The organism is Streptomyces sp. CA-251387 (genome assembly GCF_050936625.1).
Classification (GTDB): domain Bacteria; phylum Actinomycetota; class Actinomycetes; order Streptomycetales; family Streptomycetaceae; genus Streptomyces.
On the sequence record NZ_JBNJMJ010000001.1, the window covers coordinates 1,564,839 to 1,589,863 of the forward strand.

General features: G+C 71.5%; 22 protein-coding genes and 1 riboswitch. Of the genes, 9 read left to right on the forward strand and 13 right to left on the reverse strand.

Features of this window, described 5'->3' with window-relative positions; translation table 11 throughout:
* Genes ACQEV2_RS06805 through ACQEV2_RS06815 form a run of 3 tightly spaced genes read right to left on the reverse strand, consistent with a single transcriptional unit; the run spans position 1 to position 2,617 of the window.
* Positions 1 to 1,365: a bifunctional 3,4-dihydroxy-2-butanone-4-phosphate synthase/GTP cyclohydrolase II gene (locus ACQEV2_RS06805; RefSeq protein WP_433037616.1), complete on the reverse strand. Its 1,365-nt coding sequence runs from the start codon at positions 1,363 to 1,365 to the stop codon at positions 1 to 3.
* The gene (locus ACQEV2_RS06810) at positions 1,362 to 2,003 is read right to left on the reverse strand and encodes a nicotinamide mononucleotide transporter family protein (RefSeq protein ID WP_433037618.1); all 642 of its coding nucleotides are present in this window, start codon (positions 2,001 to 2,003) and stop codon (positions 1,362 to 1,364) included. The genes ACQEV2_RS06805 and ACQEV2_RS06810 overlap by 4 nt, the downstream gene beginning before the upstream one ends.
* Positions 2,000 to 2,617, reverse strand: a complete 618-nt coding sequence (locus ACQEV2_RS06815) for a riboflavin synthase (RefSeq protein WP_433037620.1) — start codon at positions 2,615 to 2,617, stop codon at positions 2,000 to 2,002. Before ACQEV2_RS06815 ends, ACQEV2_RS06810 begins: the two co-directional genes overlap by 4 nt.
* Positions 2,618 to 2,763: 146 nt before the next feature.
* Positions 2,764 to 2,894, reverse strand: a riboswitch (FMN riboswitch).
* A gap of 274 nt (positions 2,895 to 3,168) precedes the next feature.
* Between ACQEV2_RS06815 and ACQEV2_RS06820 the strand changes: the two genes are divergently transcribed.
* Both ACQEV2_RS06820 and ACQEV2_RS06825 read left to right on the forward strand, forming a co-directional pair.
* Positions 3,169 to 4,056: an RNA polymerase sigma-70 factor gene (locus tag ACQEV2_RS06820; protein ID WP_433037622.1), complete on the forward strand. Its 888-nt coding sequence runs from the start codon at positions 3,169 to 3,171 to the stop codon at positions 4,054 to 4,056.
* Positions 4,057 to 4,159: 103 nt separating this feature from the next.
* Positions 4,160 to 4,915 carry an SDR family oxidoreductase gene (locus ACQEV2_RS06825; RefSeq protein WP_433037624.1) on the forward strand — a complete coding sequence of 252 codons (756 nt, stop codon included), beginning with the start codon at positions 4,160 to 4,162 and terminating at the stop codon, positions 4,913 to 4,915.
* Between the two features lie 302 nt (positions 4,916 to 5,217).
* Here the strand turns inward: ACQEV2_RS06825 and ACQEV2_RS06830 are convergent, their stop codons facing one another.
* The gene (locus ACQEV2_RS06830; RefSeq protein WP_433037626.1) at positions 5,218 to 6,537 is read right to left on the reverse strand and encodes an ROK family transcriptional regulator; all 1,320 of its coding nucleotides are present in this window, start codon (positions 6,535 to 6,537) and stop codon (positions 5,218 to 5,220) included.
* Between the two features lie 121 nt (positions 6,538 to 6,658).
* On the opposite strand from ACQEV2_RS06830, the gene ACQEV2_RS06835 reads away from it, so the two are divergent.
* Positions 6,659 to 7,870 carry an MFS transporter gene (locus tag ACQEV2_RS06835; RefSeq protein WP_433037628.1) on the forward strand — a complete coding sequence of 404 codons (1,212 nt, stop codon included), beginning with the start codon at positions 6,659 to 6,661 and terminating at the stop codon, positions 7,868 to 7,870.
* Here the strand turns inward: ACQEV2_RS06835 and ACQEV2_RS06840 are convergent.
* Positions 7,830 to 8,288: an acyl-CoA thioesterase gene (locus ACQEV2_RS06840; protein WP_433037630.1), complete on the reverse strand. Its 459-nt coding sequence runs from the start codon at positions 8,286 to 8,288 to the stop codon at positions 7,830 to 7,832. The two genes, ACQEV2_RS06835 and ACQEV2_RS06840, sit on opposite strands and share 41 nt — an antisense overlap.
* A 166-nt stretch (positions 8,289 to 8,454) precedes the next feature.
* Between ACQEV2_RS06840 and ACQEV2_RS06845 the strand changes: the two genes are divergently transcribed.
* Positions 8,455 to 9,861, forward strand: coding sequence for a uracil-xanthine permease family protein (locus tag ACQEV2_RS06845; RefSeq protein WP_433037632.1), 1,407 nt, complete (start codon positions 8,455 to 8,457; stop codon positions 9,859 to 9,861).
* Here ACQEV2_RS06845 and ACQEV2_RS06850 read toward each other — a convergent pair.
* Entirely contained in the window at positions 9,843 to 10,970 is a 1,128-nt protein-coding gene (locus ACQEV2_RS06850) for a glycoside hydrolase family 6 protein (RefSeq protein WP_433054252.1), read from the reverse strand. The two genes, ACQEV2_RS06845 and ACQEV2_RS06850, sit on opposite strands and share 19 nt — an antisense overlap.
* 190 nt (positions 10,971 to 11,160) lie before the next feature.
* On the opposite strand from ACQEV2_RS06850, the gene ACQEV2_RS06855 reads away from it, so the two are divergent.
* On the forward strand, positions 11,161 to 11,847 hold the full coding sequence (locus tag ACQEV2_RS06855) for a DUF5995 family protein (protein WP_433037634.1): 687 nt from the start codon (positions 11,161 to 11,163) through the stop codon (positions 11,845 to 11,847).
* A 78-nt stretch (positions 11,848 to 11,925) separates the two neighbouring features.
* A complete protein-coding gene (locus ACQEV2_RS06860; RefSeq protein WP_433037636.1) occupies positions 11,926 to 12,855 on the forward strand; it encodes an LLM class F420-dependent oxidoreductase in 930 nt (309 codons plus the stop codon).
* 48 nt (positions 12,856 to 12,903) lie between these two features.
* On the opposite strand, the gene ACQEV2_RS06865 is transcribed toward ACQEV2_RS06860, so the two are convergent.
* Both ACQEV2_RS06865 and ACQEV2_RS06870 read right to left on the reverse strand, forming a co-directional pair.
* Positions 12,904 to 14,604, reverse strand: coding sequence for a flavin monoamine oxidase family protein (locus ACQEV2_RS06865; RefSeq protein ID WP_433037638.1), 1,701 nt, complete (start codon positions 14,602 to 14,604; stop codon positions 12,904 to 12,906).
* 56 nt (positions 14,605 to 14,660) lie between these two features.
* The gene (locus ACQEV2_RS06870) at positions 14,661 to 15,449 is read right to left on the reverse strand and encodes a carbon-nitrogen hydrolase family protein (protein ID WP_433037640.1); all 789 of its coding nucleotides are present in this window, start codon (positions 15,447 to 15,449) and stop codon (positions 14,661 to 14,663) included.
* Between the two features lie 299 nt (positions 15,450 to 15,748).
* Between ACQEV2_RS06870 and ACQEV2_RS06875 the strand changes: the two genes are divergently transcribed.
* On the forward strand, positions 15,749 to 16,291 hold the full coding sequence (locus tag ACQEV2_RS06875; protein WP_433037642.1) for a Repetin: 543 nt from the start codon (positions 15,749 to 15,751) through the stop codon (positions 16,289 to 16,291).
* On the opposite strand, the gene ACQEV2_RS06880 is transcribed toward ACQEV2_RS06875, so the two are convergent.
* Entirely contained in the window at positions 16,260 to 17,465 is a 1,206-nt protein-coding gene (locus ACQEV2_RS06880) for an MFS transporter (protein WP_433037644.1), read from the reverse strand. The two genes, ACQEV2_RS06875 and ACQEV2_RS06880, sit on opposite strands and share 32 nt — an antisense overlap.
* A 300-nt stretch (positions 17,466 to 17,765) precedes the next feature.
* On the opposite strand from ACQEV2_RS06880, the gene ACQEV2_RS06885 reads away from it, so the two are divergent.
* Positions 17,766 to 18,227: a hypothetical protein gene (locus tag ACQEV2_RS06885; RefSeq protein ID WP_433037646.1), complete on the forward strand. Its 462-nt coding sequence runs from the start codon at positions 17,766 to 17,768 to the stop codon at positions 18,225 to 18,227.
* A gap of 94 nt (positions 18,228 to 18,321) precedes the next feature.
* Here ACQEV2_RS06885 and ACQEV2_RS06890 read toward each other — a convergent pair whose 3' ends face one another.
* The 3 genes from ACQEV2_RS06890 to ACQEV2_RS06900 all read right to left on the reverse strand — a co-directional run bounded on the left by ACQEV2_RS06890 (position 18,322) and on the right by ACQEV2_RS06900 (position 22,205).
* The gene (locus ACQEV2_RS06890) at positions 18,322 to 18,774 is read right to left on the reverse strand and encodes an Lrp/AsnC family transcriptional regulator (protein WP_433037648.1); all 453 of its coding nucleotides are present in this window, start codon (positions 18,772 to 18,774) and stop codon (positions 18,322 to 18,324) included.
* Between the two features lie 10 nt (positions 18,775 to 18,784).
* The gene (locus ACQEV2_RS06895) at positions 18,785 to 20,254 is read right to left on the reverse strand and encodes an amino acid permease (protein WP_433037650.1); all 1,470 of its coding nucleotides are present in this window, start codon (positions 20,252 to 20,254) and stop codon (positions 18,785 to 18,787) included.
* 508 nt (positions 20,255 to 20,762) lie between these two features.
* A complete protein-coding gene (locus ACQEV2_RS06900) occupies positions 20,763 to 22,205 on the reverse strand; it encodes a GuaB1 family IMP dehydrogenase-related protein (protein WP_433037652.1) in 1,443 nt (480 codons plus the stop codon).
* Between the two features lie 333 nt (positions 22,206 to 22,538).
* Between ACQEV2_RS06900 and ACQEV2_RS06905 the strand changes: the two genes are divergently transcribed.
* Entirely contained in the window at positions 22,539 to 23,042 is a 504-nt protein-coding gene (locus ACQEV2_RS06905; RefSeq protein ID WP_433037654.1) for a GNAT family N-acetyltransferase, read from the forward strand.
* Positions 23,043 to 23,175: 133 nt separating this feature from the next.
* Here ACQEV2_RS06905 and ACQEV2_RS06910 read toward each other — a convergent pair whose 3' ends face one another.
* Positions 23,176 to 24,666, reverse strand: coding sequence for a BTAD domain-containing putative transcriptional regulator (locus ACQEV2_RS06910; RefSeq protein ID WP_433037656.1), 1,491 nt, complete (start codon positions 24,664 to 24,666; stop codon positions 23,176 to 23,178).
* Positions 24,667 to 25,025: the final 359 nt, after the last annotated feature.

The following is a 25,025-nucleotide window of genomic DNA, read 5'->3' on the forward strand; positions in this document are numbered from 1 at the left end:
TTACTGGTTGGTGCAGGTGGCCAGGGAGGCCACGGGGGCCGCGTCCAGCCAGGGCAGGTCGTGTCCCATCCGGTCGCGCTTGGTGCGCAGGTACCGGAGGTTGTGCTCGCCCGCCTGTACCGGCATCGGCTCGCGCTCGGTGACCTTGATGCCGTGGGCGAGCAGCGCGTCGGACTTGTCGGGGTTGTTGGTCAGCAGGCGCACGCTGCGCACGCCGAGGTCGGCGAGTATCTGCGCGCCGGCGCCGTAGTCGCGGGCGTCGGCGGGCAGGCCGAGCTCGAGGTTGGCGTCGAGGGTGTCGCGGCCGCGCTCCTGGAGTTCGTAGGCGCGCAGCTTGGACATCAGGCCGATGCCCCGGCCCTCGTGTCCGCGCAGGTAGACCACCACTCCCATGCCCTCGGCCTGGATGCGCTCCAGGGACGCCTCCAATTGGGGGCCGCAGTCGCAGCGCTGGGAGTGGAAGACGTCGCCGGTGAGGCATTCGGAGTGGACGCGGACCAGCACGTCCTCGCCGTCGCCGATCTCGCCGTGGACGAGGGCGACGTGCTCGACGCCGTCGAGGGTGGAGCGGTAGCCGTACGCCGTGAAGGTGCCGTGGACGGTGGGCAGGTGGACCTCGGCCTCGCGGCGGACGGTCGGCTCGACGGTGGCCTCGGACGGGGCCGGTGCCTGCTCGGCCGACGCCTGCTCGGCCGGCTGCCTCAGCTCGGTGCTGCGGCGGTAGGCGATCAGGTCCTCGATGGAGATGATCGTCAGGCCGTGCTTGCGGGCGAACGGGATCAGCTCGGGCAGCCGCAGCATCTCGCCGTCCTCACCGGCGATCTCGACGATCGCGCCGGCCGGTCGCAGCCCCGCGAGCCGGGCGAGGTCCACGGCGGCCTCGGTGTGGCCGTTGCGGACGAGGACGCCGCCGGGCCTGGCGCGCAGCGGGAAGATGTGGCCGGGCCGGACGAGGTCCGACGGTTCCGCCTTGCCGCTCGCGAGGAGCTGGAGCGTGGTGGCCCGGTCGGAGGCCGAGATGCCCGTGGTCACGCCGTGTGCGGCGGAGGCGTCGACGGAGACCGTGAACGCGGTCTTCATCGACTCGGTGTTGTCGCCGACCATCTGCGGAAGCTCCAGCCGGTCCAGTTCCTCGCCCTCCATGGGGGCGCAGATCAGGCCGCGGCACTCGCTCATCATGAAGGCGACGATCTCGGGGGTGACCTTCTCGGCGGCGATGACGAGGTCGCCCTCGTTCTCGCGGTCCTCGTCGTCGACGACCACGATCGGGCGGCCCGCCGCGATGTCGGCGACGGCCTGCTCGATCGGGTCGAGCGTGAGGTCCTCGACGCCGTCGGTGCTGTACAGAATGGGTGCCGCGGTCATGCCGGCGCTCCTTCCAGGACGGGCCGCGCGTCCTTGCGGGAGCGCAGCCACCAGTCGCGCATGCCCCACAGGACGAGTGCGCCGTAGATGACGTAGACGAAGCCGGAGAAGGCGTAGCCGTTGGCGAAGTTGAGGGGCACGCCGACCAGGTCGACGAGCAGCCAGGCGAACCAGAACTCGACCATGCCGCGCGCCTGGGCGTACATGGCGACGATGGTGCCGACGAAGATGTAGGCGTCCGGCCAGGGGTCCCAGGACAGGGTCGGGTACGCCTTGAAGAGCAGTGCCACCGCGACGGTGCCGGCGGCGGCCGCCGCGACCATGGCGGCGCGCTCGCGCCAGGTGGCGAACCGTACGGTGATGTGGCCGTCCTCCGCCCGGCCCTTGCCGCGCTGCCACTGCCACCAACCGTAGAGGGCGACGAGCATGACGACCGCCTGCTTGCCGGCGCTGCCGGTCAGATGGCCGAAGAAGGCGCCGAAGAGGATCAGGCCGGCCAGGAACTGCACGGGCCAGGTCCAGATGGAGCGCCGCCAGCCGAGAGCGAGAGCGGCCAGGCCGAAGAGGTTGCCGATCATGTCCGACCAGAGGATGTGCTGGCCGAAGAGGGTGAAGGCCTCGGAGTTCAGCGAGTTCACCGGCCCACCGCCCCTTCGGAGGTGGCGCGGTCGCCCAGCATCCGCTCGACGTACTTGGCGATGACGTCGACCTCGAGGTTGACCGGGTCGCCGGGCTGCTTGTGGCCGAGCGTGGTCAGGTCGAGGGTGGTCGGGATGAGGCTGACGGTGAAGTAGTCGGGCCCGGCGTCGACGACGGTGAGGCTGATGCCGTCGACGGTGATGGAGCCCTTCTCGACGACGTACCGGGAGAGGTCCGCGGGGAGCGAGATCTTCACGATCTCCCAGTTCTCGGACGGCTTGCGCTCCAGCACCTGGCCGGTGCCGTCGACGTGCCCCTGCACGATGTGCCCGCCGAGGCGCTCGCCCACGGCCATGGGGCGTTCGAGGTTGACGCGGGAGCCGACGGTGAGGACGCCGAGGCTGGAGCGGTTGAGGGTCTCGGCCATGACGTCCGCGGTGAACTCGCCGCCCTCGTGGTCGACGACCGTGAGGCAGACGCCGTTGACGGCGATGGAGTCTCCGTGCTTCGCGCCGTCGGTGACGACGGGGCCGCGCACTCGGAAGCGACAGGCGTCGTCGAGGGTCTCGACAGCGGTGATCTCGCCCAGCTCTTCGACGATTCCGGTGAACACTTCCCGGGTCCTCCTGCCTCATTCGGGCACGGACTCCGGGGCTGTCGATGACGACAGAATGTACGAGCAGGGACACCGGGGGCGACGCCGGACAGGGTTCGCCGCTACGACGAACCGGTACGGCAGCGCGCACGAATGCCCGCCCGCCGCGCACTGCCTCCCATCCGGACTTTAACCGTCGGTCCAGGAATTTCACCTGGTCAACCGGCCGCTGGAGGCGACCGGGTCGCGGACTGTAACCGCCGGTTCGGACTTTCACCGACCCCGGAGTGCGCTGCTTCTGGTACAGGGCCAGTGTGCCACGCCTGATCGGCGTCCATGCGGGCGAATGCTGTGGGGTGCCTCACAGGGCGCGTGGCTGGATTTCTCCGATTCGAGATTGGTCCATACCTATTGACGCACTGGTCTAGTCCTCCCTAGGGTCGGCCCAACTTCCCTGGACGGGAACGACCTTGCAGCACCGCAGACGGCCCGGCGGCGGTGACGACGGCCCTTGCCCGCCGCCGGGTCTCCCAGTCGGCGCCGGCCGCGGTTCTGGCAGGGTGAAGGGCATGACGACCGCGACCGCCGACGAGTTCGAGACGCACCGCTCGCGACTGTTCGGCCTGGCCTACCGCATGCTTGGCTCCGCCGAGGAGGCCGAGGACACCGTCCAGGACGCGTATCTGCGCTTCAGCGGCGCCGACCGCGGCGCGATCGAGCATCCGGCGGCCTGGCTCGCCAAGGTCGTCACCAACCTCTGCCTGACCCGGCTGACCTCGGCCAGGTCCCGTCGCGAGCGGTACGTCGGCCCCTGGCTGCCGGAGCCCGTGGTCACCTCGGACGGCGCCCTCGGCCCCCTGGAGTCCGCCGAGCAGCGGGACGCCGTGTCCATGGCGATGCTGGTGCTGCTGGAGCGGCTCACACCGACCGAGCGGGCCGTCTACGTGCTGCGGGAGGCGTTCGCGTACGGCCACCGGGAGATCGCCGAGGTGCTGGATCTGACCGAGGCCAACTGCCGGCAGCTGTACCGGCGGGCGGTTCGGCACGTGGGTGAGCCGCGGTCGCGGTTCGAGCCGGTTCCCGAGCGGCAGGAGGAGCTCGTCGCGTCCTTCGTCGCCGCGGCACGGGACGGTGATCTGGCCCGGCTGGAGAAGTTGCTGGCGGCCGACGTGGTCTGGTCGAGCGACGGTGGCGGCAAGGTCTCGGCGGCCGGGCGGCCGGTCGAGGGTCGGGAGAAGGTGTCCCGTTTTCTGGTGGGCCTGTTCGAGCGGTTCATGGAGGGCGTGCACTTCACGACAGCCGAAATCAACGGCGAGCCGGCGGTGGCCGCCTGGGCGGGCGACACGCTCCTCGGCGTGGTCGCGCTCGAACTGAGCGACGGTCTCGTCGTGCACGCCCGAGCGGTGGTGAACCCGGACAAACTGGCGTTCGCGGGCCGTCAGCTGGCTGGGGCGTAAAAGTCCCCAAGGCTGTCTGTCACATTCCGCACCGGGTATTCGGTCCCAGCTGACGAGGGGCGCTCCACCCGGGAGCGCCCGGCGTCCGAAGGGACTCAACGACATGACCACGATCCTGGTGACCGGCGGCACCGGAACGCTCGGCCGGCTCGTCACCGAGCGGCTGCGCGCGGACGGGCACGAGGTGCGGGTGCTCAGCCGGCACGCCCAGCCGTACGCCGTCGACCTGCGCAAGGGCGGCCCGGGTCTGGACGAGGCGATGGAGGGCGTGGACACGATCGTGCACTGCGCGACGTCGACGGGCGGCGGCGACGAGGAGGCGGCGGGGCATCTGATCGCGGCGGCGCGGACGGCGGGCGTACGGCACCTGGTGTACATCTCGATCGTCGGCATCGACCGGGTGCCGTTCGGCTACTACAAGACCAAGCTCGCCGTGGAGAAGCTGGTCGAGGAGTCGGGGCTGGGCTGGACCGTGCTGCGTGCGACGCAGTTCCACGACCTGCTCGTGCGGGTGTTCGGGGTCCTGTCCAAGTCGCCGGTCGTGCTGCTGCCTGCCCGTGTGAAGGACCAGCCGGTCGAGGTGGCCGAGGTCGCGGAACGGCTCGCCGAGCTGGCGCCGGGCGCCCCGGCCGGACGGGTCGAGGACATGGGCGGTCCCGAGGTGCGGACCTTGGATTCGCTGGCCCGCGCCTATCTGAAGGCGACGGGTCGCAGGCGGCTCGTGGTGAGCGTGCCGCTGTGGGGGAAGGCGTACGCGGGTTTCCGCTCGGGCGGCCATCTGACGCCGGGGCATGCGGTGGGCAAGGGGACGTTCGAGGAGTACCTGCGGCGGGGGTTCGGCGGCGGGCGGGGCGTCTGACCAGGTGCTCTGCGGTGGACGGGATGCCCGGCCGACGCTTCCCGAAGCCGGCGCAGCCTGTGACGCGCCGGCTTCGGAAGCCCAGCCTCTGACGCGCCGCCGACGCTCGGGTCCTGGGTGACCTCGGAGGGGCGGCGCGGGTGTCCCTGGCGGCGCATGGCGAAGGCAGCGCGGACGCCCCTGGCGGCGCGGGCATCCTCCCCGGCGACACGGGCGTCCCCGGCGGCGTGTGACGAAGGCGGCGGCGCAGGTGGCGCAGATGGCCCGGGTCAATTCCGGACCGCTCCAAGCGACGGCTCGGTTCAGCGCTCCGGCGGTGCGAACAGCTCGTCCTGGGCGCCGTCCCGCGCGGTCAGCAGCGCCCCGCGCAGGACGGCATCGCCACCCAGGCTGCTGGGCCGCACCACGGTCGCCAACGGCGACATCCGCCGGACCCGCTCCTCCACCCGCCCGGCGAGCACCTCCCCGCCGGCCTGCCCGACCTCGCCGCCGAGGACGACACAGCCGGGGTCGAGGACGGCGACGACGGAGGCGACGCCTATGGCGAGGCGATCGGCGAGGGCGTCGAGGAAGCGGGAGGCGGACGAGGGGTCATGGGACGGGCCGGCACAGGCAGCGTCATGGGAGGGGCCGGCAGAAGCCCGGCCGTCGGAGGCGTCAGGCGTCCCTGCGCGCACCGCGCACCCGCCCGCGTGCCGCGCCTCCTTGTCGTCGCCCGCCACCAGCGCCACCGCGTCCCTGACGACCCCGGCAGCCGGCGGCTCGTGCGCAGCGCCGCCCTCGACGCTCAGCCCGTACGCCCCCGCCAGTTCCACGATCGCCGCCGACCCCGCCAGCGAGTGGAATCCGCCCTCGCAGTCCACCGCCGACGGCAGCCCCGTCGTCCCCGGCACCGGCAGGAACCCGATCTCACCGGTGCCGCCGGACGCCCCGCGGCGCAGCGCCCCGTCGAGGACGACGGCCGCCCCCGTGCCGTGGCCGAGCCACAGCAGTACGAAGGTGTCCCGGTCCCGGGCCACCCCGTCGCGCTGTTCCGCGAGGGCGGCGAGGTTGGTCTCGTTCTCGACGCTGACGCGGGCCTCCGGGAGCCGTTCCTGCAGGGCCGCCACCAGGCGGCGGTGCCATGCGGGCAGGCCCGTGGAGTCGCGCAGTTCACCGGTCGCCGGGTCGATCAGACCGGGGGCGCCGATGCCCACCGTGTGGAGCCGGTCGGCGCCCGCCTCCTTCGCGACCCGTTCCACCAGCGCCACCGCCTGCTCCACGGCGGGCCCCGTCCCCGTGTCGCCGCCGATCGGCACGGACGCCTTGGCGAGCACGGCCCCGACAAGGTCGGACACCACCACGGAGACGCCCTCGGTGCGGACGTCCAGCGCCGCCAGATGGGCGCGGTCGGCGACGATGCCGTACAGCTTGGCGTTCGGCCCGCGCCGCTGCTCCCCCGCCTCGCCGACCACCGCGATCAGGCCGGCGACGGTGAGGCGTTCGACGAGGTCGGCGACGGTCGGGCGGGACAGGCCGGTCAGCTGCTTCAACTGCCCTGCCGTCAACGGGCCTTCCCGCTGCAGCAGGCGCAGGGCGAGCCGGTCGTTGATGGCCCGGGCGGTGCTCGGGGATGCGGGCATGCCGGGATCCTCCCACGGCTGTTTTATCCGCTATCTATCAGGCAGGGTTCCTGATAGTTTACGGCGGCGACAGCAGCTGGGGGAACCGACAGGGGACCGGGAAGCAGGGAGGGGCCGCAGAATGAGCGCAGTGGTCTACGAACAGCGCGAGGTGAGGCGGGCCCGGTACGCCGTGGCCGCCGTCTTCGCCGTACACGGCGCCGTCACCGGCTCGTTCGCGACGCGCGTGCCGTGGATCCAGGACCACGCCGGCGTCAGCGCCGGTCAGTTGGGGCTGGCGCTCGCCTTTCCCGCGCTCGGCGCCTCCGTCGCCATGCCGCTCGCGGGCCGTATCAGCCACCGGTTCGGCGCCCGGAACGCACTGCGCGGACTGATCGCCCTGTGGACGATCGCCCTCACGCTGCCCTCCCTCGCCCCGAACCTGCTGACGCTGTGTCTGGCCCTGTTCACCTTCGGCGCCACGGCCGGCATGGCGGACGTGGCGATGAACGCGCTCGGCGTCGAGGTCGAGAACCGCCTGGGCCGGTCGATCATGTCCGGCCTGCACGGGATGTGGAGCGTGGGCACCGTGACCGGCTCGCTCGGCGGCACGCTCGCCGCGCATCTTGGCGCGGACGCCCGCCTGCACCACGTACTGGCCGCCGCCGTCCTGACCGTCCTGGGCGTGGCCGCATGCTCCTGGGTGCTCGACCTCCAGCCGGCCGAGGACGAGGAGCCGCCGCCCCGGTTCGCCCTGCCGCCCCGGTCGGCGCTGCTCATCGGCGCGGTCGGGTTCTGCGCGGTGTTCGCCGAGGGCGCCAGCTTGGACTGGTCGGCGGTCTATCTCCGCGACCAGCTGGACACCTCCGCCGGCCTCGCGGCCGCGTGCACGACCGGCTTCACGCTCACGATGGCCCTCGCCCGGCTCGTCGGCGACAAGGTGGTGGACCGGTACGGCACCGTGCGGACCGTCCGGCTCGGCGGCGTCCTGGCCGCACTCGGCGGCCTGCTGATCGTCCTCGCGGGACATCCGGCCGTGGCGATGACGGGCTTCGCCCTGCTGGGCCTGGGCATCGCGGTGGTCGTCCCGCTGTGCTTCGCGGCGGCGGGCCGCAGCGGCTCCAACCCCTCGCTGGCCATCGCGGGCGTCGCGACGATCACGTACACCTCGGGACTGATCGCCCCGAGCGCGATCGGCGGGCTCGCCCAGGCCACGAGCCTGACCGTGTCCTTCTGCCTGGTCACCGTGCTGGCCTCGGGGCTCGCCGTGTTCGCGGGCGTCCTGCGCACCGCCGACCGCGACCGCCCGAAGATCAGCCGGCCGGACGCAGCAGTTCCCGACCCACGGCCCTGAAGCCGTCGCTCCACGGCGCCGGCCGCAGCGTCCCGGCGTCCAGCCGGACCAGCACCCGGCTGCCGTGGGCGTACGTCACCGCCCCGTCCGCCGAGCAGAACCGGAAGCCGTAGGTGAGCCCGGTGTTGCCGAGCCGTTCCAGCCAGAGGTGGACGGCGTAGGTGCCCGGTGCGGTGACCGGCGCCTCGTAGCTGATGCGCAGTTCCTTGACCGCGTTGCAGGCGTCGCCCGCGGCGACCCAGTCCCCGGCGAAGCGGAAGCCGTGCTCCTGCCAGAACTCGGCCCAGGCCCGCTCGACCATGAGCGGGTAGCGGGCGTTGTGGAGCAGGCCGAGCGCGTCCAGGTCGTCGAAGTGGACGGTGACGGGGATCAGCCGGCCGTACGACACGGCGGGGGCGAGGGGGGCTTCGGCGGTCACGCGTGGGGCTCCTGAGTTGGTTGATCTGCGTACGACCATCCTAAGCGGACGCTCAGCCCTGCTGATCAGGTGCCGTCCAGCCCGGTTCCGGCGCGGCCCGGCACGTCCCTGACAATGGACCGGCACATCCGGCACATCCGCACCCCGACGAAAGCGAAACCGCACCATGGATCTCGGCGTCCGCTGGAAACTGCACGGCGACGGACGCACCCCGGCACCCGGAGCGGTGGTCCGGCCCGACGAACGGCTCTCCTGGCCCCGCACCGCCGGACTCGGTGCCCAGCATGTGGTGGCGATGTTCGGCGCGTCCTTCGTGGCCCCGGTGCTGATGGGACTCGACCCCAACCTGGCGATCATGATGTCGGGCGTCGCGACGGTCGTCTTCCTGCTCGCCACCCGTGGCCGGGTGCCCAGTTACCTCGGCTGCTCCCTCTCCTTCGTCGGCGTGGCGGCCGTCATCCGCGCGCAGGGCGGCAGCAGCGCGACCGTCACCGGCGCGGTCTTCGTCGTCGGCGTGGCGCTGTTCCTCGTCGGTCTCGCGGTCCAGCGCTTCGGGGCGCGGATCATCCACGCCGCGATGCCCCCGATCGTCACCGGCGCGGTGGTGCTGCTGATCGGCTTCAACCTCGCCCCGGTGACGGCCTCGACGTACTGGCCGCAGGACCAGTGGACGGCCCTGCTGGTGATGCTGTTCACCGGCCTGGCGGTCGTCTGTCTGCGCGGCTTCTGGTCCCGGATCGCGATCTTCCTGGGCCTGGTCTTCGGGTACGGCGTCTCCTGGGCCTTCGACCGGATCTTCGGCAGGATCCACTCGGTCGACGCGAGCGGCAAGCTCACCGACCACTGGCGGCTCGACCTCTCCGGCGTCTCGAAGGCCGACTGGATCGGGCTGCCCGATCTGCACGCCCCGTCCTTCCAGTGGTCGGCGATCCTCGTCGCCCTCCCTGTCGTCATCGCCCTGGTCGCCGAGAACGCCGGGCACGTCAAGGCGGTCGGCGAGATGACCGGCGACGACCTGGACGGCAAGCTGGGCACCGCGATCTCCGCGGACGGCGTGGCCTCGATGCTCTCCACGGCGGTGGGCGGCCCGCCCAACACCACGTACTCCGAGAACATCGGCGTGATGGCCGCGACCCGCGTCTACTCGACCGCCGCCTACTGGGCCGCCGCAGGCTTCGCGCTGCTCTTCGGTATCTGCCCCAAGTTCGGGGCGGTCGTGGCCGCGATCCCGGGCGGCGTCCTCGGCGGCATCACCGTCATCCTGTACGGCATGATCGGCCTGCTGGGCGCGCAGATCTGGATCAACGCCAAGGTGGACCTGCGCAATCCGCTCAACCTGGTGCCGGCCGCGGCGGGCATCATCATCGGCGTCGGCAACGTCACCATGGAGTTCACCGACACCTTCGAACTGAGCGGCATCGCGCTGGGCACGCTGGTCGTCATCACCGGCTACCACGCACTGCGGGCGTTCGCCCCGGCCCACCTCAAGACGCAGGAGCCGCTGCTGGACGAGGGCACGTCCTCCTACGACGAGCCCTCCCCCTACAGCGAGGGTCAGCGCGCCAAGTCGTAGGCGTACGACGCCGTGAAGGTGCCGGGCTTGCCCTTGCACCCGTCCGACTCCCCCGGCAGCTTCACCCACAGGTAGGCGTCGATCCGCCCCTCCCCGGTGCTGAGCGTCGGCGCCCGGCCCAGCTTGCGGCCGACCGGATCGCACCACTCCCCGTCGGCCGGGGCCCCGGCGCCGTTGCGGCTGGTGTCGATGACGGCGCCCAGGCTCGCGGGGCCGCCGAGGGCGTCCAGGACCTGGCGGTCGTAGGCGATCTCGTCGGTCGTGGTGTGGAAGTTGGAGACGTTGCTGAAGATGCCATCGGAGGACGCGGTGGAGGCGGCGCCGGCCTGCCGCAGCCACTGCGCCTGTTTTCCGGGGTCGTGCCAGCCGGAGTGCCCGGCGTCGTAGTAGACGCGCGCCTTGGGGTTCGCGGCCTTGAAGGCGCGGCCCGCGCGGGCCAGCGAGGCGAAGCGGTCGGCGCGTTCACGGGCGGAGAGGCACTCGGACTGGGCGATGGAGTCGGGCTCCAGGACGACGATGACGTCACCGGAGCCCAGCCCGGCGGCGAACTTGTCGATCCAGGCGTCGTAGGCGTCGAGGTCGGGCGCCCCGCCCTGGGAGGGCCCGCCGCAGTCGCGGTCCGGGACGGCATACGGCACGACGACCGGTACCCGGCCGAGTGCCGACCCGCCCGAAGTCACCGCGCGGACCCGCGCGGTGATGGTGTCCGGCGTGAAGTCGGCGAACCACACCGCGGCCGGCTGGGCGGCGATCCGGGACTCTATGACGGCGTGGCGCGGATCGCCGGCGTTGTCGCGGACCCAGTCGAGCACCTGGGAGTCGGGGTGGCGGTAGAGGCGGGCGGACACCACGGCCGGCTGCTGCTTCCTCTCGGTCTTCGTCGGCGAGGGCCTGGGACTCGCCTTCTTCTTCGGCGTGGGGGAAGGCGTGGGGGAGGGCGGCCTCGTGGCCGACGGGGAGGGCGAGGGCACGAGCGGCAGGGTCTCCAGGCTCGGCGAGCGGGTCACCTCGGGCGGCCTGGCCTCGTCGGAGCCCCGTCCGTCGTCGAGCGCGGATATCATGCCGGTCGCGCTGCCCACGGCGACCACGACCGAGGCCGCCACGACCATGGCATGGCGCCGGGCCGCCTTCCTGCGCGCGGACCTGCGTGCGGCCAGCCGCTGGGCACGTAAGCCTGCCACGGTCCTGCTCCCCCTCCCCCACCGCGAGCCCGTCCCCCACAGCGTGCGCGTCCCCCGTTCTGGGGAAGCGCCGGGCCCGCCGACACTCCCGCCAGCCTAAAGCTGGGACTCTGCCCCCATGGCGCAATGCGAACAATTCACCACAGCCGTGGACGCGGTCGTCTCCCGTATGCGCGCCCTCGACGCGGCCCTGCCCGAACGCGACGGAGTCGCGGTCTTCAACCGCGTCTACCTCACCGTCACGGAGGCGGTCGACCGGCACATCGACGGCGGACGGTTCCCGGACGCGGGTGCGGCGATCACCCTGGACGTGCGGTTCGCGGAGCGGTATCTCACGGCGGTGGAGACGGCCGAGGACGAGGGGCGCCCGCCCGCCTGCTGGCGGCCCCTGTTCCAGATGCGCCGGCATCCCGGCGTACGACCGCTGCAGTTCGCGCTCGCGGGCATCAATGCGCACATCGGGCACGATCTGGCGCTCGCCGTGGTGGACGCCTGTCGTAGCCTCGGCTGCGAACCCGCCGAGCTGGAGGACGAGTTCGATCGGGTGGGTGATCTCCTCGTCTCGCTGGAGGAGCGCATCCGCGAAGATCTGATGCCGGGTCCCGACCTGCTCCAGATCGCCGACCCGCTCACCCATCTGCTCGGTTCCTGGAGCCTGGAGCGGGCCCGCGACGCGACCTGGTCGGCGGCGCGGGCGCTGTGGGCGCTGCGCGGACTGCCGGACGTCGCCGAGGAGTTCAGCGAGCGGCTGGACACGGCGGTGGGGTTCGCGGGACGCATGTTGCTCACGCCGCTGCCGGACTGAGCCCGGTCCGACTGGCACTTCCCCGTGCTCGCAGTACGTTGGCCGGTGGGGGCACACCGATCGCGAAGGAGCGCAGTCATGGCCATCCGTCTCGGACTCGGTCTTCCCCAGCTCCGGCAGTACGACCTCGCCAAGGACGTGACGGACGTGGCCCGTACCGCCGAGCAGATCGGCTACGACAGCCTGTGGGTGTACGAGCGGTTGCTGGTCCCGGAGTCCCCGGCCCAGGGCCTGTACGGCATCCCGGGCCTGCCCTGGCCGGACTGGTACCGCGGCATGGCCCATTCACTGGTCACGCTGACCCTGGCCGCGGCGGTCACCGAGCGGGTCCGGCTGGGCACCGGCATCGTGGTCGCACCGCTGCACGGGCCCGCCCAGCTCGCCAAAGCCCTGGCGACGCTGGACGCGGCCAGCGGTGGGCGGGTGATCGCGGGGCTGGGCCCCGGCTGGTCGACCGACGAGTTCGCCGCCGCGGGCGTACGGCCCTTCGAGGAGCGGGGTGAGACGCTGGACGAGGTGATCGACGTCTGCCGGGCGGTGTGGGGCCCGGACCCGGTGTCGTACGACGGCCGGATCACGAAGATCGACGCTGCCGTGGTCGGCCCCAAGCCGGTGCGGCCGATCCCGATCCTGGTGGCCGCGGCCGGCAAGAAGGCCATGACGCGGGTCGTGGACCACGGCGACGGCTGGATTCCGGTCGCCATGGGCGCGCAGGCGTACGCCGACGGGTGGCAGCGGCTCCAGGACATCGCCGCCGAGCGCGGCCGCTCCCAGCCGATCGAGCGGGTGCCGCGGGTGAACGCCCTGTACTCGGCCAAGGCGCACGACGGAGCCGACCGCCAGCCTTACCAGGGCAACGCCGAGCAGATCGTGGAGGACCTCGCGGCCCTCGCCGAGGTCGGCATGGACGAGGTCCTGCTCGACCTGCAGACCACTCCGCGCGACGCCCAGGAGTTCAAGGACGTCGCCGCGGAGGTGTACGAGAAGGCACTGGCCGCCGGGCTGTGACGGGACCTTGACCCTTGTGGGCAGCCGTCGAGGTCCGCCGTCGAGGGCTCAGTCCTCCGGCAGCTCGACCGGCGCGATCTCGTCGTAGACGTCACCCGGGCCCGGGTTGGTCGCGTCGGTCGCCCCGCCGAAGTGGTGCATCACGCCCCAGACCGCGTTCAGCGCGGTCTGGACGGCGCCCTCGGCCCAGCCGGCCGTCCAGGAGATGTCGTCGCCGGCGAGGAAGATGCCCCGCTTGTCCTCGGGCAGCCGGTCCTGCATGAAGTGCGTGAACAGGCGCCGCTGGTAGCGGTAGTGGCCGGGCAGGTTGGCCTTGAACGCGCCCATGAAGTAGGGCTCGTTCTCCCAGGACACGGTCACCGGGTTGCCGATGATGTGCTTCCTGATGTCGACCTTCGGGTAGATCTCGCCGAGCGACTTCAGCATGACCTCCATCCGCTCGTTCGCGGACAGCGGCAGCCACTTCAGGCTGTCGTCGCACCAGGTGTACGACAGACAGATCACCGCGGGCTTGTCCGGACCGTCGTCGAGGAGATACGTCCCGCGCGTCATGCGGTCGGTGAGGGTCATCGACATGACGTCCCGGCCGGTCTCCTCGTCCTTGTCCAGCCAGAAGGGCCGGTCGACGGGCACGAACAGCTTCGAGCTCTCCATGTAGTGGGTGCGCTCGATCGCGGTCCAGTGGTCGATCGGGAAGAGCGAGTCGTCGCAGGCGATCTTCGACAGCAGCATCCAGGACTGGGCGGTGAAGATGGCCGCCTTGTAGGTGCGGATGTCGCCGTTCGCGTCCGTCACCGTGATCTGGTGGCCGGCGGTGCGGTGCAGCCGGGTCACGGCCGGGCGGGGCGCGCCGTTCTCGTGCAGCTTCGCGAGCGAGGTGCCGTGGGCCCAGTGGACGATCTTCTCCGGCTCGCGCTCCCACAGGCGCAGCGGCAGCTGCTGGGAGCCGCCGACGATGCCGCGGTGGTGGTCGTCGGCCTCGGTGTAGACGACGCGCAGGATCTCCAGGATGGAGTTCGGGAAGTCGGTGTCCCAGCCGCCGGTGCCGAAGCCGACCTGGCCGAAGATCTCACGGTGCCGGAAGGACTTGAAGGCCTCGGAGTCGCAGAGGAAGCCGTAGAAGGTCTGGTTGTCGAGCTTCTCGACGAGCTTCGCCCAGATCTCGCGGATGCGCGGCACGTCGCGCTCGCGCATGGCCCGGTTCATGTCCGAGAAGTCGGCGCCCTCTTCGAGGCACTTGTTCCAGGCCTCGGCGACGTCCCGGTAGACCTGCGGGAGGTCGTCGATCGTCTCGGCGTAGTGCGACTCGCCCTTGAGGTCGACGACGGTCGAAGGCGTCGCCTCGGCAAGGGGGTTGGGGAAGGGCCTGGTCTCCAGGCCCACCAGGTCGATGTAGTGCTGGAGGGCCGTGGAGGAGGGCGGGAAGCGCATCGCGCCCATCTCGGCGGTCAGGCCCTCGGTGCCCTGGCCGTCGAAGCCGACGGTCCGCAGGCGCCCGCCGATCTGGTCGGCCTCGTACACGACCGGCTTGAGGCCCATCTTCATCAGCTCGTACGCGGCCACGATGCCGGAGAGCCCGCCGCCGATGACCGCGACCTCGGTGCCGTGCTCGGTCGCGGGTATCTGGCCGAGCCCCGCCGGGTGGGCGAGGAAGTCGTCGTACGCGTACGGGAAGTCCGGGCCGAACATGGTGATCGGCGGCTGCTGCTCGTCGGCGTGCTGGACGGCGTTGGGCACCGTGGACGTCATGAGGTACGGACTCCTTGCGACTGCGACAAAGAAGGCGGGGGGAGGCTCAGGGGGTTTCAGACCAGGGACCCGTAGAGACCGGGGCGGCGGTCCTTCAGATACGGGTTCTCCTCGCGGGAGGCGGCGAGGAAGGCGGGGTCGACGTCGGCGAGGAGGAGCTCCTCACCGCGGCCGGCGCGGGTGCGGGCGACCCCGTCGGGGCCGGCGAGGGTGGAGAGGCCGACGAACTCGAACTCCCCTTCCTGGCCGAGCCGGTTGACGTACGCGACGTACATCTGGTTCTCGAAGGCCCGCACCGGGATCATCGACTCGGCGACGAACTGGAACGGGTGCATCTGCGCGGTCGGGACGACCAGCAGGTCGGTGCCGGCGAGGGCGTGGGCGCGGACGTTCTCCGGGAACTCGACGTCGTAGCAGATCAGGATGCCGACGCGGAGGCCGTCGAGCTCGGCCTGGACGACCTGCTGGTCCCCCGGCGTGAAGTGGTCCCGCTCGAAGCAGCCGAAGAGGTGGGTCTTGCGGTAGTTGGCGAGACGGGTGCCGTCGGCGGAGATCAGCTGAGCCGAGTTGAAGACCGTGTCGCCGGCCCGCTCGGGGTAGCCGTACGCGATCGCGAGGCCGTGCCGGGAGGCGATGTCGGCGATCGCGTCCGCGGAGTCCCCGTCGGCGGGCTCGGCGAGGCGGGCGATGCCGTCGCCGATCGCGTACCCGGTCAGGAACATCTCCGGCGCCACCAGCAGCCCGGCACCCGCGGCGGCGGCGCGGCCCGCGGCCTCGTCGAGGACCTTGAGGTTCTCGACGGTCGAGCCGGGGCGGCCGGAGCTCTGGAGCAGGGCGGTGCGCATGCGTGATCCTCACCGGACGGAAGGGTGGTTGGAGGGGCCATCTAGAAGGTACGGGCGGCTGACCAGGGCGGACAAGAAGGAGCCGTTGCGCGCCGGTGAGCGGTTTGTTGCGTCGGTCCCGGGACCGACGGCGATTCGTTGCACGCCCTCGGACGGAGGTCCCCTCCTCCTGGGAGCGGAGGGGCGCAACGGTGTCCCCGCCGCACGGCGGAGGCGGCGTCCCGTCCTCGGTGCGATGTGGCCGTGGCGCGCCGGCGGGACAGTGGTGACTGTCCGGTTGACCTGCGGAAAGGACCGCCATGAACCGCCGTACGAGGACCGTCGTGCTCTGCTGTGCGCTGCTGCTGCTCACCGCCGGAACGGTCGGTCCCGCCGCCACCGCCACGGACGTGCCGCAGCAGCGGGAGGCCGCCGCGCTCACCGGCACCGCCAAGCTGTACCGCTCGGCCGGCGACGACATCACGTTCTCGTTCGACGCGCATCTGGCCGCGAAGGACGCCGCCGACCCGATGAAGGCCACCGGCACCTTCGAGTTCAGCCACTATCTGAACGACTGGGGCGCCCGGGCCAAGGTCAAGGTCGACTGCCTGGTCACCGGCGGGAAGGTGGCCGTCGTCTCCGGAGTCATCACCGACTCGGACCTGCCGGGCGCCGAGGGCAAGCGGGTCGGGGTCACCGTCCACGACACCGGCCGCCATGACCGGCTCGGCTACAGCTGGGCCGCGACGGGCCGACCCGGCGCGGGGCAGGAGCCGCCCAAGTGCGTGAGCTCCGCCCCCTTCGAGAAGGTCAAGAAGGGGACGGGTGACTTCACGGTCGTGCCGTGGCAGCCCCAGCTCTAGCCGCCCTGGTCAGCAGCAGCGCCGTCATCAGGTACGGCACCGCGAGGACCGCGAAGACGGTGCTGTGGGCCAGCCTCGTGCCGAGCAGCGCGTACGCGCCGAACGTGCCGACCGTGACCAGCTCGGTGCCGAGGCTCGCCACCGAAGTGAGGGTGGCCCGGCGGGCCTCGTCGATCCGGTGCTGGAGACGGACGTCGGCGAGCACCTCCGCCAGCTGGAAGCCGCCGAAGGCAAGGCCCACCAGGGCGATGCCGGCCGGTGTCCGGGCCGCGGCGCCCACCGCGAGGGCGAGTGCCGCGGCCGCGATCAGCCATGCCATCCCGGTCGTGCCGAGGCGCTCGGCCGGTCCGGTCAGCAGGCTCGCGGCCGTGACGAGCGTCCAGACGAGCAGGATCAGGTAGGGCACCGTCGCCTCCGCCACGCCGGTGTCACGAACCAGCAGGGGCGTGTACTCGTCGAGCGCGCCCCACACCGCGGCGACGGCGGGGACCAGCAGGAGGGCGCCGCGGACGGCCCGGCTGCCGCGGGCTTCGGCGAGTCCGGTGCGCAGAGTCGTCGCCCAGCCGTCGCCCCCGTTCTCCGGCCGCGTCCGGTGCTCCGGTAGGCGGCTCGCCACCGCGGCCGCCAGCAGACAGGCCAGGACGCTGCCCGCGCCCACGGCCGGGTAGCCGCCCAGCGCGACCACCGGTCCGGCCAGACCGATCGACGCCATGGTGGCCGCCAGCCGCGCCGCCCGTACCCGTCCCATCACGCGCGCGTACCGGTCGGCGGCTCCGAGCCGGTCCAGCTCGTCGTACGCCAGCGCCTCGAAAGAACCGGAACAGAGCGCTCCGCCGACGCCCCACAGGATGAACCCGAGTGCGAAGGCCCAGTACGAAGGGACGATCACCCACAGGGCGAAGCCGGCGGCGTTGAGCAGCGGACCGACCCACAGCAGCAGCCGTCGCGAGACGGCGTCGGCCAGGGCGCCGGAGGGGACCTCCAGCACGACGGCCGTGATCGACCACAGGGCGAACAGGGACGAGATCTGCCAGAGCGACATGCCGGTGTCGGCGAACAGCAGCGCGTACACCGGGTAGAGCAGGACGAAGTCGTCGAGGAACGAGTAGCCGTAGAGCGTGGCCGTCAGCCGCCGGACACCGGTGGCGGGCACACGTGCAGGTGGGAGTGTCATGAGGCCTTCCCGCAGGGACTGTTCGGATGCCGGAGGTACGGCGTCCGAGGCGGCCCTCGGGAGGCACGGCTGGTGGATCAATGTCGCCAGGTCATGACACCGATGGTAGGCGGATCGGGCTCGGCTGTGCAGGGATATTCCGGGGCGTCCCCGCCCTGGCGCCCTCCGCCAGGAGGAGACCCCCCCCGTGGCTCCGCCGAGCGGCTATGGACATCGGCCCGGAGAGGGAGGCCGCCGCCCGCGCCGGCGCGCAAGACTGACGGGCGGAACCCGGACCACCCGCCTGCCGAAGGGGCCCTCATGGACGCCACCGACATCCCCGCCCTGCCGTTCGTCGACGAGCAGACGACGGTCGTCGCTGCGCGGCCCGACGCCGTCTGGCTCGAATTGGGCCAGATGTTGGACCGCTCCTTCGCGCACCGACGAACACTCGGCGTCGCGCGCCTGCTCGGCTGCGCCGACCGCACGCCGTCCGGGCCCCGCCCCCTGGCCGAGGGCTCGACTCTGCGCGGCTTCCGGGTGGCCGTGGCGGACCCGGCCCGGGAGCTGGCCCTGGTCGGCGGTCACCGCTTCTCGTCGTACGCGCTGGTCTTCCACCTGGACGAGACAGGCCCGGGACACACCCGGGTTCGGGCCGAGACCCGGGCAAGCTTTCCCGGCCCGGCGGGGGCCGTGTACCGCCGGCTCGTCATCGGCACGGGCGGGCACGCCGTTCTCGTACGGCGCATGCTGAATCAGCTGCGGTTGGACAGCGCCCCGTAAGGGGCGCGGGGAACTGCGCGACCGGCCACCACGGCGCCGCAGCCGCGCGACGGCACCACGCGGCACCACCCATCGCGGCCCTCCCTGCGGAGCGCTACGTGGGCGACCCCGAAGAAAACCTCCGCAACAACGGCGACAAAACCAGCACCGACTTGGTCCGCTCCACGAACGGCTCCCCCGCGATCCGCTCCAGCACCCGCTCGAAGTGACGCATGTCAGAGGCGAAGACCTGCACGATCGCATCCGCGTCCCCGGTGACGGTCGACGCGGCCACGACCTCCTGGTACCTCTCCAGCCCCCGCCGAATGGTGTCGGGCGAGGTGTTGTGCCGGCAGTAGATCTCGACGAACCCCTCGGTCTCCCAGCCGAGGGCCGACGGGTCCACCCGTACGGTGAAGCCGGTGATGGCCCCGGTGGCGCGCAGCCGGTCCACGCGCCGCTTCACGGCGGGCGCGGACAGACCGACGAGCTGCCCGATGTCCGCGTAGGAGCGGCGGGCGTCCTCGGCGAGGGCGTGCACGATGCGTTCGTCGAGATCGTTCAGCACTGCGGGTGGTTCACTTCACTTCTGACAGGGCAAGACGGGACCGGCGATAGCCGTACAGGAAGTAGAACACGAGACCGGCGGCCATCCAGCACCCGAAGACGACCCAGGTGACGGTGTCGAGGCTGAACATGTTGTACGCGCAGAACAGGAAGCCCAGCACCGGCAGCACCGGCCCGAACGGCACCCTGAACGTGCGCTCGAGCTCCGGCCGCTTGTAACGCAGCACGATGACGGCGATGTTGACCAGGGCGAAGGCGAACAGCGTGCCGATGCTGGTGGCGTCGACGAGCTTGCCCAGCGGAATGAGGGCGGCGAGCACACCGCAGAACAGGGACACGATCACCGTGTTGAGGCGGGGCGCGCCGGTCTTCGCGTTGACCTTGCCGAGCGCCTTCGGCACCAGGCCGTCGCGGGACATCGCGAAGAGGATGCGGGTCTGGCCGTAGAGCACGGTGAGGACGACGCTCGCGATGGAGATGACCGCGCCGAGGGCGAGCAGGGTGCCCCAGAAGGACTGGCCGCTGACGTCGTTCATGATCGCGGCGAGGGAGGCCTCAGAGCCCTCGAACTTGGTCCAGTGCCAGGCACCGACGGCGACACCCGCGACGAGCACGTACAGCGCGGTCACGATGATCAGCGACAGCATGATCGCCCGCGGCAGGTCCCGCTTGGGGTCCTTCGCCTCCTCACCGGCGGTGGAGGCGGCGTCGAAGCCGATGTAGGAGAAGAAGAGCGTCGCGCCCGCGGCGCTGACGCCCGCCATGCCGAGCGGCATGAAGTCGGCGTAGTTGCCGGACTTGAAGCCCATGAAGCCGACCGCGCAGAACAGCACGAGCGCGGCGATCTTGACGGCGACCATGATCGTGTTGGCGCGGGCGGACTCGCGGACGCCGCCGAGCAGGAACACCATCGCCAGCAGGACGACGATCAGGGCGGGCAGGTTGATGATGCCGCCCTCGCCGGGCGCGGAGGACAGGGCGGCGGGGATGGTGACGCCTATGGTCCCGTCGAGCAGTTCGTTGAGGTACTCGCCCCAGCCGACGGCGACGGCGGCCACCGACACGCCGTACTCCAGCACCAGACACCAGCCGCAGACCCAGGCGACCAGCTCGCCCATCGTTGCGTACGCATACGAGTAGGAGGAGCCGGCGACCGGGATGCTGCCCGCCAGCTCGGCGTACGACAGGGCCGAGAACAGCGCGGTGAGACCGGCGATCACGAAGGCCAGGGTGACCGCGGGGCCGGCCTCCGGGACGGCGTCGCCGAGGACGACGAAGATGCCGGTGCCGAGGGTGGCACCGATGCTGATCATGGTGAGCTGCCACAGGCCCAGGGAGCGCCGCAGGGACCCTCCCTCGCCCTGGCCACCCTCTGCGACCAGGTGTTCCACGGGCTTGCGACGCATCAGGCGGGCACCGGCACCCGGGGACGGTGCGGCTGTCCGGTCTCTGTTCTGCGGGGGTGCGCCTTGGTCGAGCACGCGCTGACTCCTTCGTCGCTGCCTCTCAGGGCGGCGGGGACCGGCGGCACCCTGCGACAGCAGGAACCCACCGAGCGGGGTCCCCGCCACGCTACGTACGAGGCGACAGCCTATGAGGAGCGGCGTTGCCGTTGTAATGCAGCAACCTTGCGTGTGCCCGCAAGATCATTGCGTTCATCGGGGCTGGGTGGGTGTTCGTTGCAGGGCGGCTTTCGACCGTTGCACAGGGGGCTGTCAGAGGGCCTTGACGAGGAACACGCAGGGATCGGCCTGCTCATGGCGTACGCCGTCGGCGCCCAGGTAGGCCCAGCGGTCGAGGTACGGCACCGTGGGCAGGTATCCGAGCTGTGCGTAGAGCGCCGCCGCGCGCGGGTTGTCGTCGCCGAGGCCCCTCGGCCCTGCCGGCGGCGATCTCCATGCGCCGACGGTAGAGCCCGCGCATGCGAAACGGCCCCCGATTTTCCCGGCGGGCGGGTCAACGGGGGCCGTACGAAAGGGCGTTGAGACGTCAGCTCCAGCTGGCGTGCAGCGGCTTGCCCTCGGCGTATCCGGCCGCGCTCTGGATGCCGACGACGGCCTTCTCGGCGAACTCCTCGAGAGAGCCCGCACCCGCGTACGTGCAGGACGACCGCACACCCGCGATGATGGAGTCGATCAGGTCCTCCACGCCCGGGCGGGCCGGGTCGAGGAACATGCGGGAGGTGGAGATGCCCTCCTCGAACAGCGCCTTGCGGGCGCGATCGTAGGCCGACTCCTCGGACGTGCGGTTGCGCACGGCCCGTGCGGAGGCCATGCCGAAGGACTCCTTGTACGCGCGCCCCTGGGCGTCGTGCTGAAGGTCGCCCGGCGACTCGTACGTGCCCGCGAACCAGGACCCGATCATCACGTTGGACGCGCCGGCGGCCAGCGCCATGGCGACATCGCGCGGGTGCCGGACGCCGCCGTCGGCCCACACGTGCTTGCCGTACTTCTTCGCCTCGGCCGCGCACTCCAGGACCGCCGAGAACTGCGGCCGGCCGACGCCGGTCATCATGCGGGTCGTGCACATGGCACCCGGGCCCACACCGACCTTGATGATGTCGGCACCGGCCTCGACGAGGTCCCGGACGCCCTCGGCGGCGACGATGTTGCCGGCGACGATCGGCACCTGCGGGTCGAGCGCCCGCACGGTCTTGATCGCGGTGATCATCGACTCCTGGTGGCCGTGCGCCGTGTCGATGACGAGCGTGTCGACGCCCGCGTCGAGCAGCTGCTTGGCCTTGCCCGCGACATCGCCGTTGATGCCGACGGCGGCCGCTATGCGCAGCTTGCCGTCGGCGTCGACGGCGGGCGTGTACAGCGTGGCGCGCAGGGCGCCCTTGCGGGTGAGGATGCCCGCGAGGCGGCCGTCCTTGTCGACGGCGGGGGCGTAGCGCCGGTTGTGGTGGTCGAGGGTGTTGAAGGCCTCGCGCGGGTCCTGGTCCGCGTCGAGGAGCAGCAGGTCCCGGGACATGACCACTTCGAGCTGGGTGAAGCGGTCCACGCCGGACAGGTCGGAGTCGGTGACCACGCCGATCGGCTTGAAGTCCTCGTCGACGACCACACCGGCGTTGTGCGCGCGCTTGGGCAGCAGGGCCAGCGCGTCGGCGACGGTCTGGTGCGGGGCCAGCACGATCGGGGTGTCGAGGACGAGGTGGCGGCTCTTCACCCAGGAGATGACGTCCGTGACGACCTCGATCGGGATGTCCTGCGGGATGACCACGAGGCCGCCGCGCCGGGCCATGGTCTCGGCCATACGGCGGCCGGCGATGGCGGTCATGTTGGCGACGACCAGCGGGATCGTGGTGCCCGTGCCGTCCGGGGAGCTGAGGTCCACGCCCTGCCGCGAGCCCACCGCACTGCGGCTCGGGACCATGAAGACGTCGTCGTACGTCAGGTCGTATGCGGGCTGGATGTCATTGAGGAAACGCACGTGCTGCACATCCCAGTCGATCAGAGGTGGCCCCCGGACAGGTCAGCCAGGGGGAAGAGCACGTACTTCATTGTCCCATGCTGACCGGAATGCGATGCACGGTCGCTTCATACGAGCAGGTCAGAGGGGCCTTAGGAGGATCCTCCAAGCGGGGCCGCCATGGAGGTGGCCCAGGCTGTCCCCGCTCGCGCGGCTGTGCGCCGCCGACAATCCCCCTGGAACCCACCGGCTGAGCACTCCGACGCAGGCACTTAGACGTTGTCCAACCAAGGTCAGGCGCGCTGTGACGGGTGGCTACGCTGCGGTCCACGACCACACGGACGAGGGAGAGTCATGATCCGGTTGGCCAGAGCCGCGGAACTGCCGATTCTGCAGGACATCGAGCGCGCAGCCGGAAAGGTCTTCGCCGACGTCGGCATGATCGCGGTCGCGGAGGACGAACCGGCGTCGCTGAAGGTCCTCGGCGAGTACGAGCGGGACGGCCGGGCATGGGTGTGGGCGGCCGACGACGATCTCCCCGTCGCTTACCTGATCGCGGAACTGGTGGACGGCAACGGCCACGTCGAGCAGGTGTCCGTACGCCCCGACCACGCCCGGAAGCGGATCGGGAAGGCGCTCATCGACCACGCCGCGGAATGGGCCAGAGCGCAGGGTGCCCCGGCACTCACCCTCACCACGTTCACCGAGGTGGTCTGGAACGGGCCGTATTACGAGAAGCTCGGATTCCGGCTGCTGCCCGAGTCGGAGTGGACTCCGGGACTCCGCGAGATCCGGGCCGCGGAAGCCGCGCACGGGCTGGACAGGTGGCCGCGGGCCTGCATGCGCAAGGAACTCTGAGCAGCCGTACCCCGGCCTGTCGTCACCTTCCCGGGTCGCGTCCGCCGAGTAGTGCAGCCATACGGACCACGCCGGTCCGCTTGGCCGTTGACGGCAGGCGCGGCCGAACGACCCGCGCCGCTGGGCGAGCCGGTCAGAGCGGCATGGTCCGCTGTGAGCCGGTAAGGGCGGCATGGCCGCGCGGCGCCCGGTGCCAGGCTCCGATCATCGCTGCGACCTGCGAAGCCGTGCAGGCTGGCCGCCTCCCCACTCGGCGGGACGTGAGCGGCGGCGACGGCCCATTTCCGCCCGCCCGGCAGTGTGACGACAGGGCCTCGCGCGCTCGGCGGGTGTGCCCCGCGGCGAATCCGGCGCATCGCGGCGCCGTGACCGCCCGTCGGGGCATGGGCCGGCCGACGGCCCAGGGGGGTGGTGCCGGCCGAAGCACGCTCCGTGCGCTGCCGCGCCGGCGGCCCGTCGAGCCAGCGGGCTGCCGGCGCTTGGTGAACGGCACGGTCATAGGAGGCAGTCGGACGGACGGGCCGACGGGTCTTGCGGGCGGGAACAGTCCCTGCCCAGGGGCGTCCGCGGCATCATCCGAGGACTCCTGATCGGACGCTCCCGACGCGGCGGCGGGCGGCTGCCGGTCCTCAGTTCCGGCGCTCCGGCCGGGGCCGTCCTGCTTCAGGATGGTGCGGCGCGCGCGCCACAGCTCATCACCCGGCTCGACACCGAGTTCCGTCCGCAGCCGCTGCCGCAGGTCGGTGAAGAGCCGCAGCGCGGCGGCCCGGCGCCCCGCCCCGGCGAGCGTCAGGACGATCCGCGCCTGCAGCGCCTCGTGCAGCGGCTCTTCGCGCGCGGCGATGCCGAGCTGCTCCACCGCGTCGTCGGGACGGCCGAGGCGTAGCGCCAGGTCAGCGAACTCGATGGCCACGTCGATGTGCCGCTGTGCCATCCGCACCACCGCGGGGTGCTGCCACAGCTGCGGCAGATCCTGCAGCAGCCGCCCCTGCCAACCGCCCAGCGCCTGCCCGTACAACTCGAACGCGCCCACCGGGTCGGAGGGGGCGGTGCGGGCCGCTCGGGTCGCCCCCTCCTCGAACCTGCACAGGTCGAGGCCCATCCCGCGGCTGTGCAGGACGTATCCACCGCGGACCGTGCTGATGCGACGGCCGGCCGCGGCGCCCTGCCGACCGCTCCGCGGCTCGATGAGCCGACGCAGCCGCGCGACGTACGTGTACAGCAGATGCCGGTACCGGGGCGGGGCCGCGCCGCTCCACAGGACATCGGCGATCTCTTCGTGTCCGACGATCTGGTCGGGCTGAACGGCCAGCAGGCCGATCAAGGCGCGCTGCTTCAGCGGCATGGCCACCGGGAACCCCGCACACAACACCGTCAGCGGACCCAGCACACGGATCTCGCAAGGGAGTTGTGAGCGGCCCGGCTCGGATCCGGTGGCGGCGAGGTCATAGCCGAACACCTGGGACATGCGGGCCAGCGTGGCGGGACGCGGGGTGACCCGGCCGTGTTCGATGTGGCGCACGGTTCTCACGCTGATCTCCGCCCGACGGGCGACCTCGTCCTGAGTCAGCCCCGCCTGGATCCGCGCGGTACGCAGCACATCCCCCCAGCGGCCGTCAGCCATTCCCCCGCCTTCCCGCGCCCACGGCGCCGTCACCGCCGCACGAACAGCGGCGCATGCCTCAATCCCCTGCCGAGGCTATACGGATGCGGATCCCAGATCTGCCGATTACATGGCGAGTGACAGGACCGTCACGAAGGGCCCATTCCGGATTGCTGGAAAGGTCAATTCCGTATTGCCGGTCAAAGTTGCCGCTCGCCCAGCGGCGACCCTGCCCCTATACCACTCCCACCAGGAATTTCAGGAGTTTGACCACCCGTCGGAGACATTCCAGATCCATTTCCGGCAGGCAGACCTGCACTCCTCCCGACTGACCGATCCATCAGGCATCGAGCGCCCCTACGACCGAGGGAGAAATACAC

Coding starts and splice junctions, on each gene's coding strand:
- ACQEV2_RS06875 (WP_433037642.1), top strand. CDS start 15,749: ATGAACCGCCGTACGAGGACCGTCGTGCTCTGCTGTGCGCTGCTGCTG.
- ACQEV2_RS06830 (WP_433037626.1), bottom strand. CDS start 6,537: ATGCCCGCATCCCCGAGCACCGCCCGGGCCATCAACGACCGGCTCGCC.
- ACQEV2_RS06880 (WP_433037644.1), bottom strand. CDS start 17,465: ATGACACTCCCACCTGCACGTGTGCCCGCCACCGGTGTCCGGCGGCTG.
- ACQEV2_RS06865 (WP_433037638.1), bottom strand. CDS start 14,604: ATGACGTCCACGGTGCCCAACGCCGTCCAGCACGCCGACGAGCAGCAG.
- ACQEV2_RS06855 (WP_433037634.1), top strand. CDS start 11,161: ATGGCGCAATGCGAACAATTCACCACAGCCGTGGACGCGGTCGTCTCC.
- ACQEV2_RS06860 (WP_433037636.1), top strand. CDS start 11,926: ATGGCCATCCGTCTCGGACTCGGTCTTCCCCAGCTCCGGCAGTACGAC.
- ACQEV2_RS06835 (WP_433037628.1), top strand. CDS start 6,659: ATGAGCGCAGTGGTCTACGAACAGCGCGAGGTGAGGCGGGCCCGGTAC.
- ACQEV2_RS06910 (WP_433037656.1), bottom strand. CDS start 24,666: ATGGCTGACGGCCGCTGGGGGGATGTGCTGCGTACCGCGCGGATCCAG.
- ACQEV2_RS06850 (WP_433054252.1), bottom strand. CDS start 10,970: ATGGTCGTGGCGGCCTCGGTCGTGGTCGCCGTGGGCAGCGCGACCGGC.
- ACQEV2_RS06870 (WP_433037640.1), bottom strand. CDS start 15,449: ATGCGCACCGCCCTGCTCCAGAGCTCCGGCCGCCCCGGCTCGACCGTC.
- ACQEV2_RS06820 (WP_433037622.1), top strand. CDS start 3,169: ATGACGACCGCGACCGCCGACGAGTTCGAGACGCACCGCTCGCGACTG.
- ACQEV2_RS06885 (WP_433037646.1), top strand. CDS start 17,766: ATGGACGCCACCGACATCCCCGCCCTGCCGTTCGTCGACGAGCAGACG.
- ACQEV2_RS06825 (WP_433037624.1), top strand. CDS start 4,160: ATGACCACGATCCTGGTGACCGGCGGCACCGGAACGCTCGGCCGGCTC.
- ACQEV2_RS06805 (WP_433037616.1), bottom strand. CDS start 1,365: ATGACCGCGGCACCCATTCTGTACAGCACCGACGGCGTCGAGGACCTC.
- ACQEV2_RS06845 (WP_433037632.1), top strand. CDS start 8,455: ATGGATCTCGGCGTCCGCTGGAAACTGCACGGCGACGGACGCACCCCG.
- ACQEV2_RS06905 (WP_433037654.1), top strand. CDS start 22,539: ATGATCCGGTTGGCCAGAGCCGCGGAACTGCCGATTCTGCAGGACATC.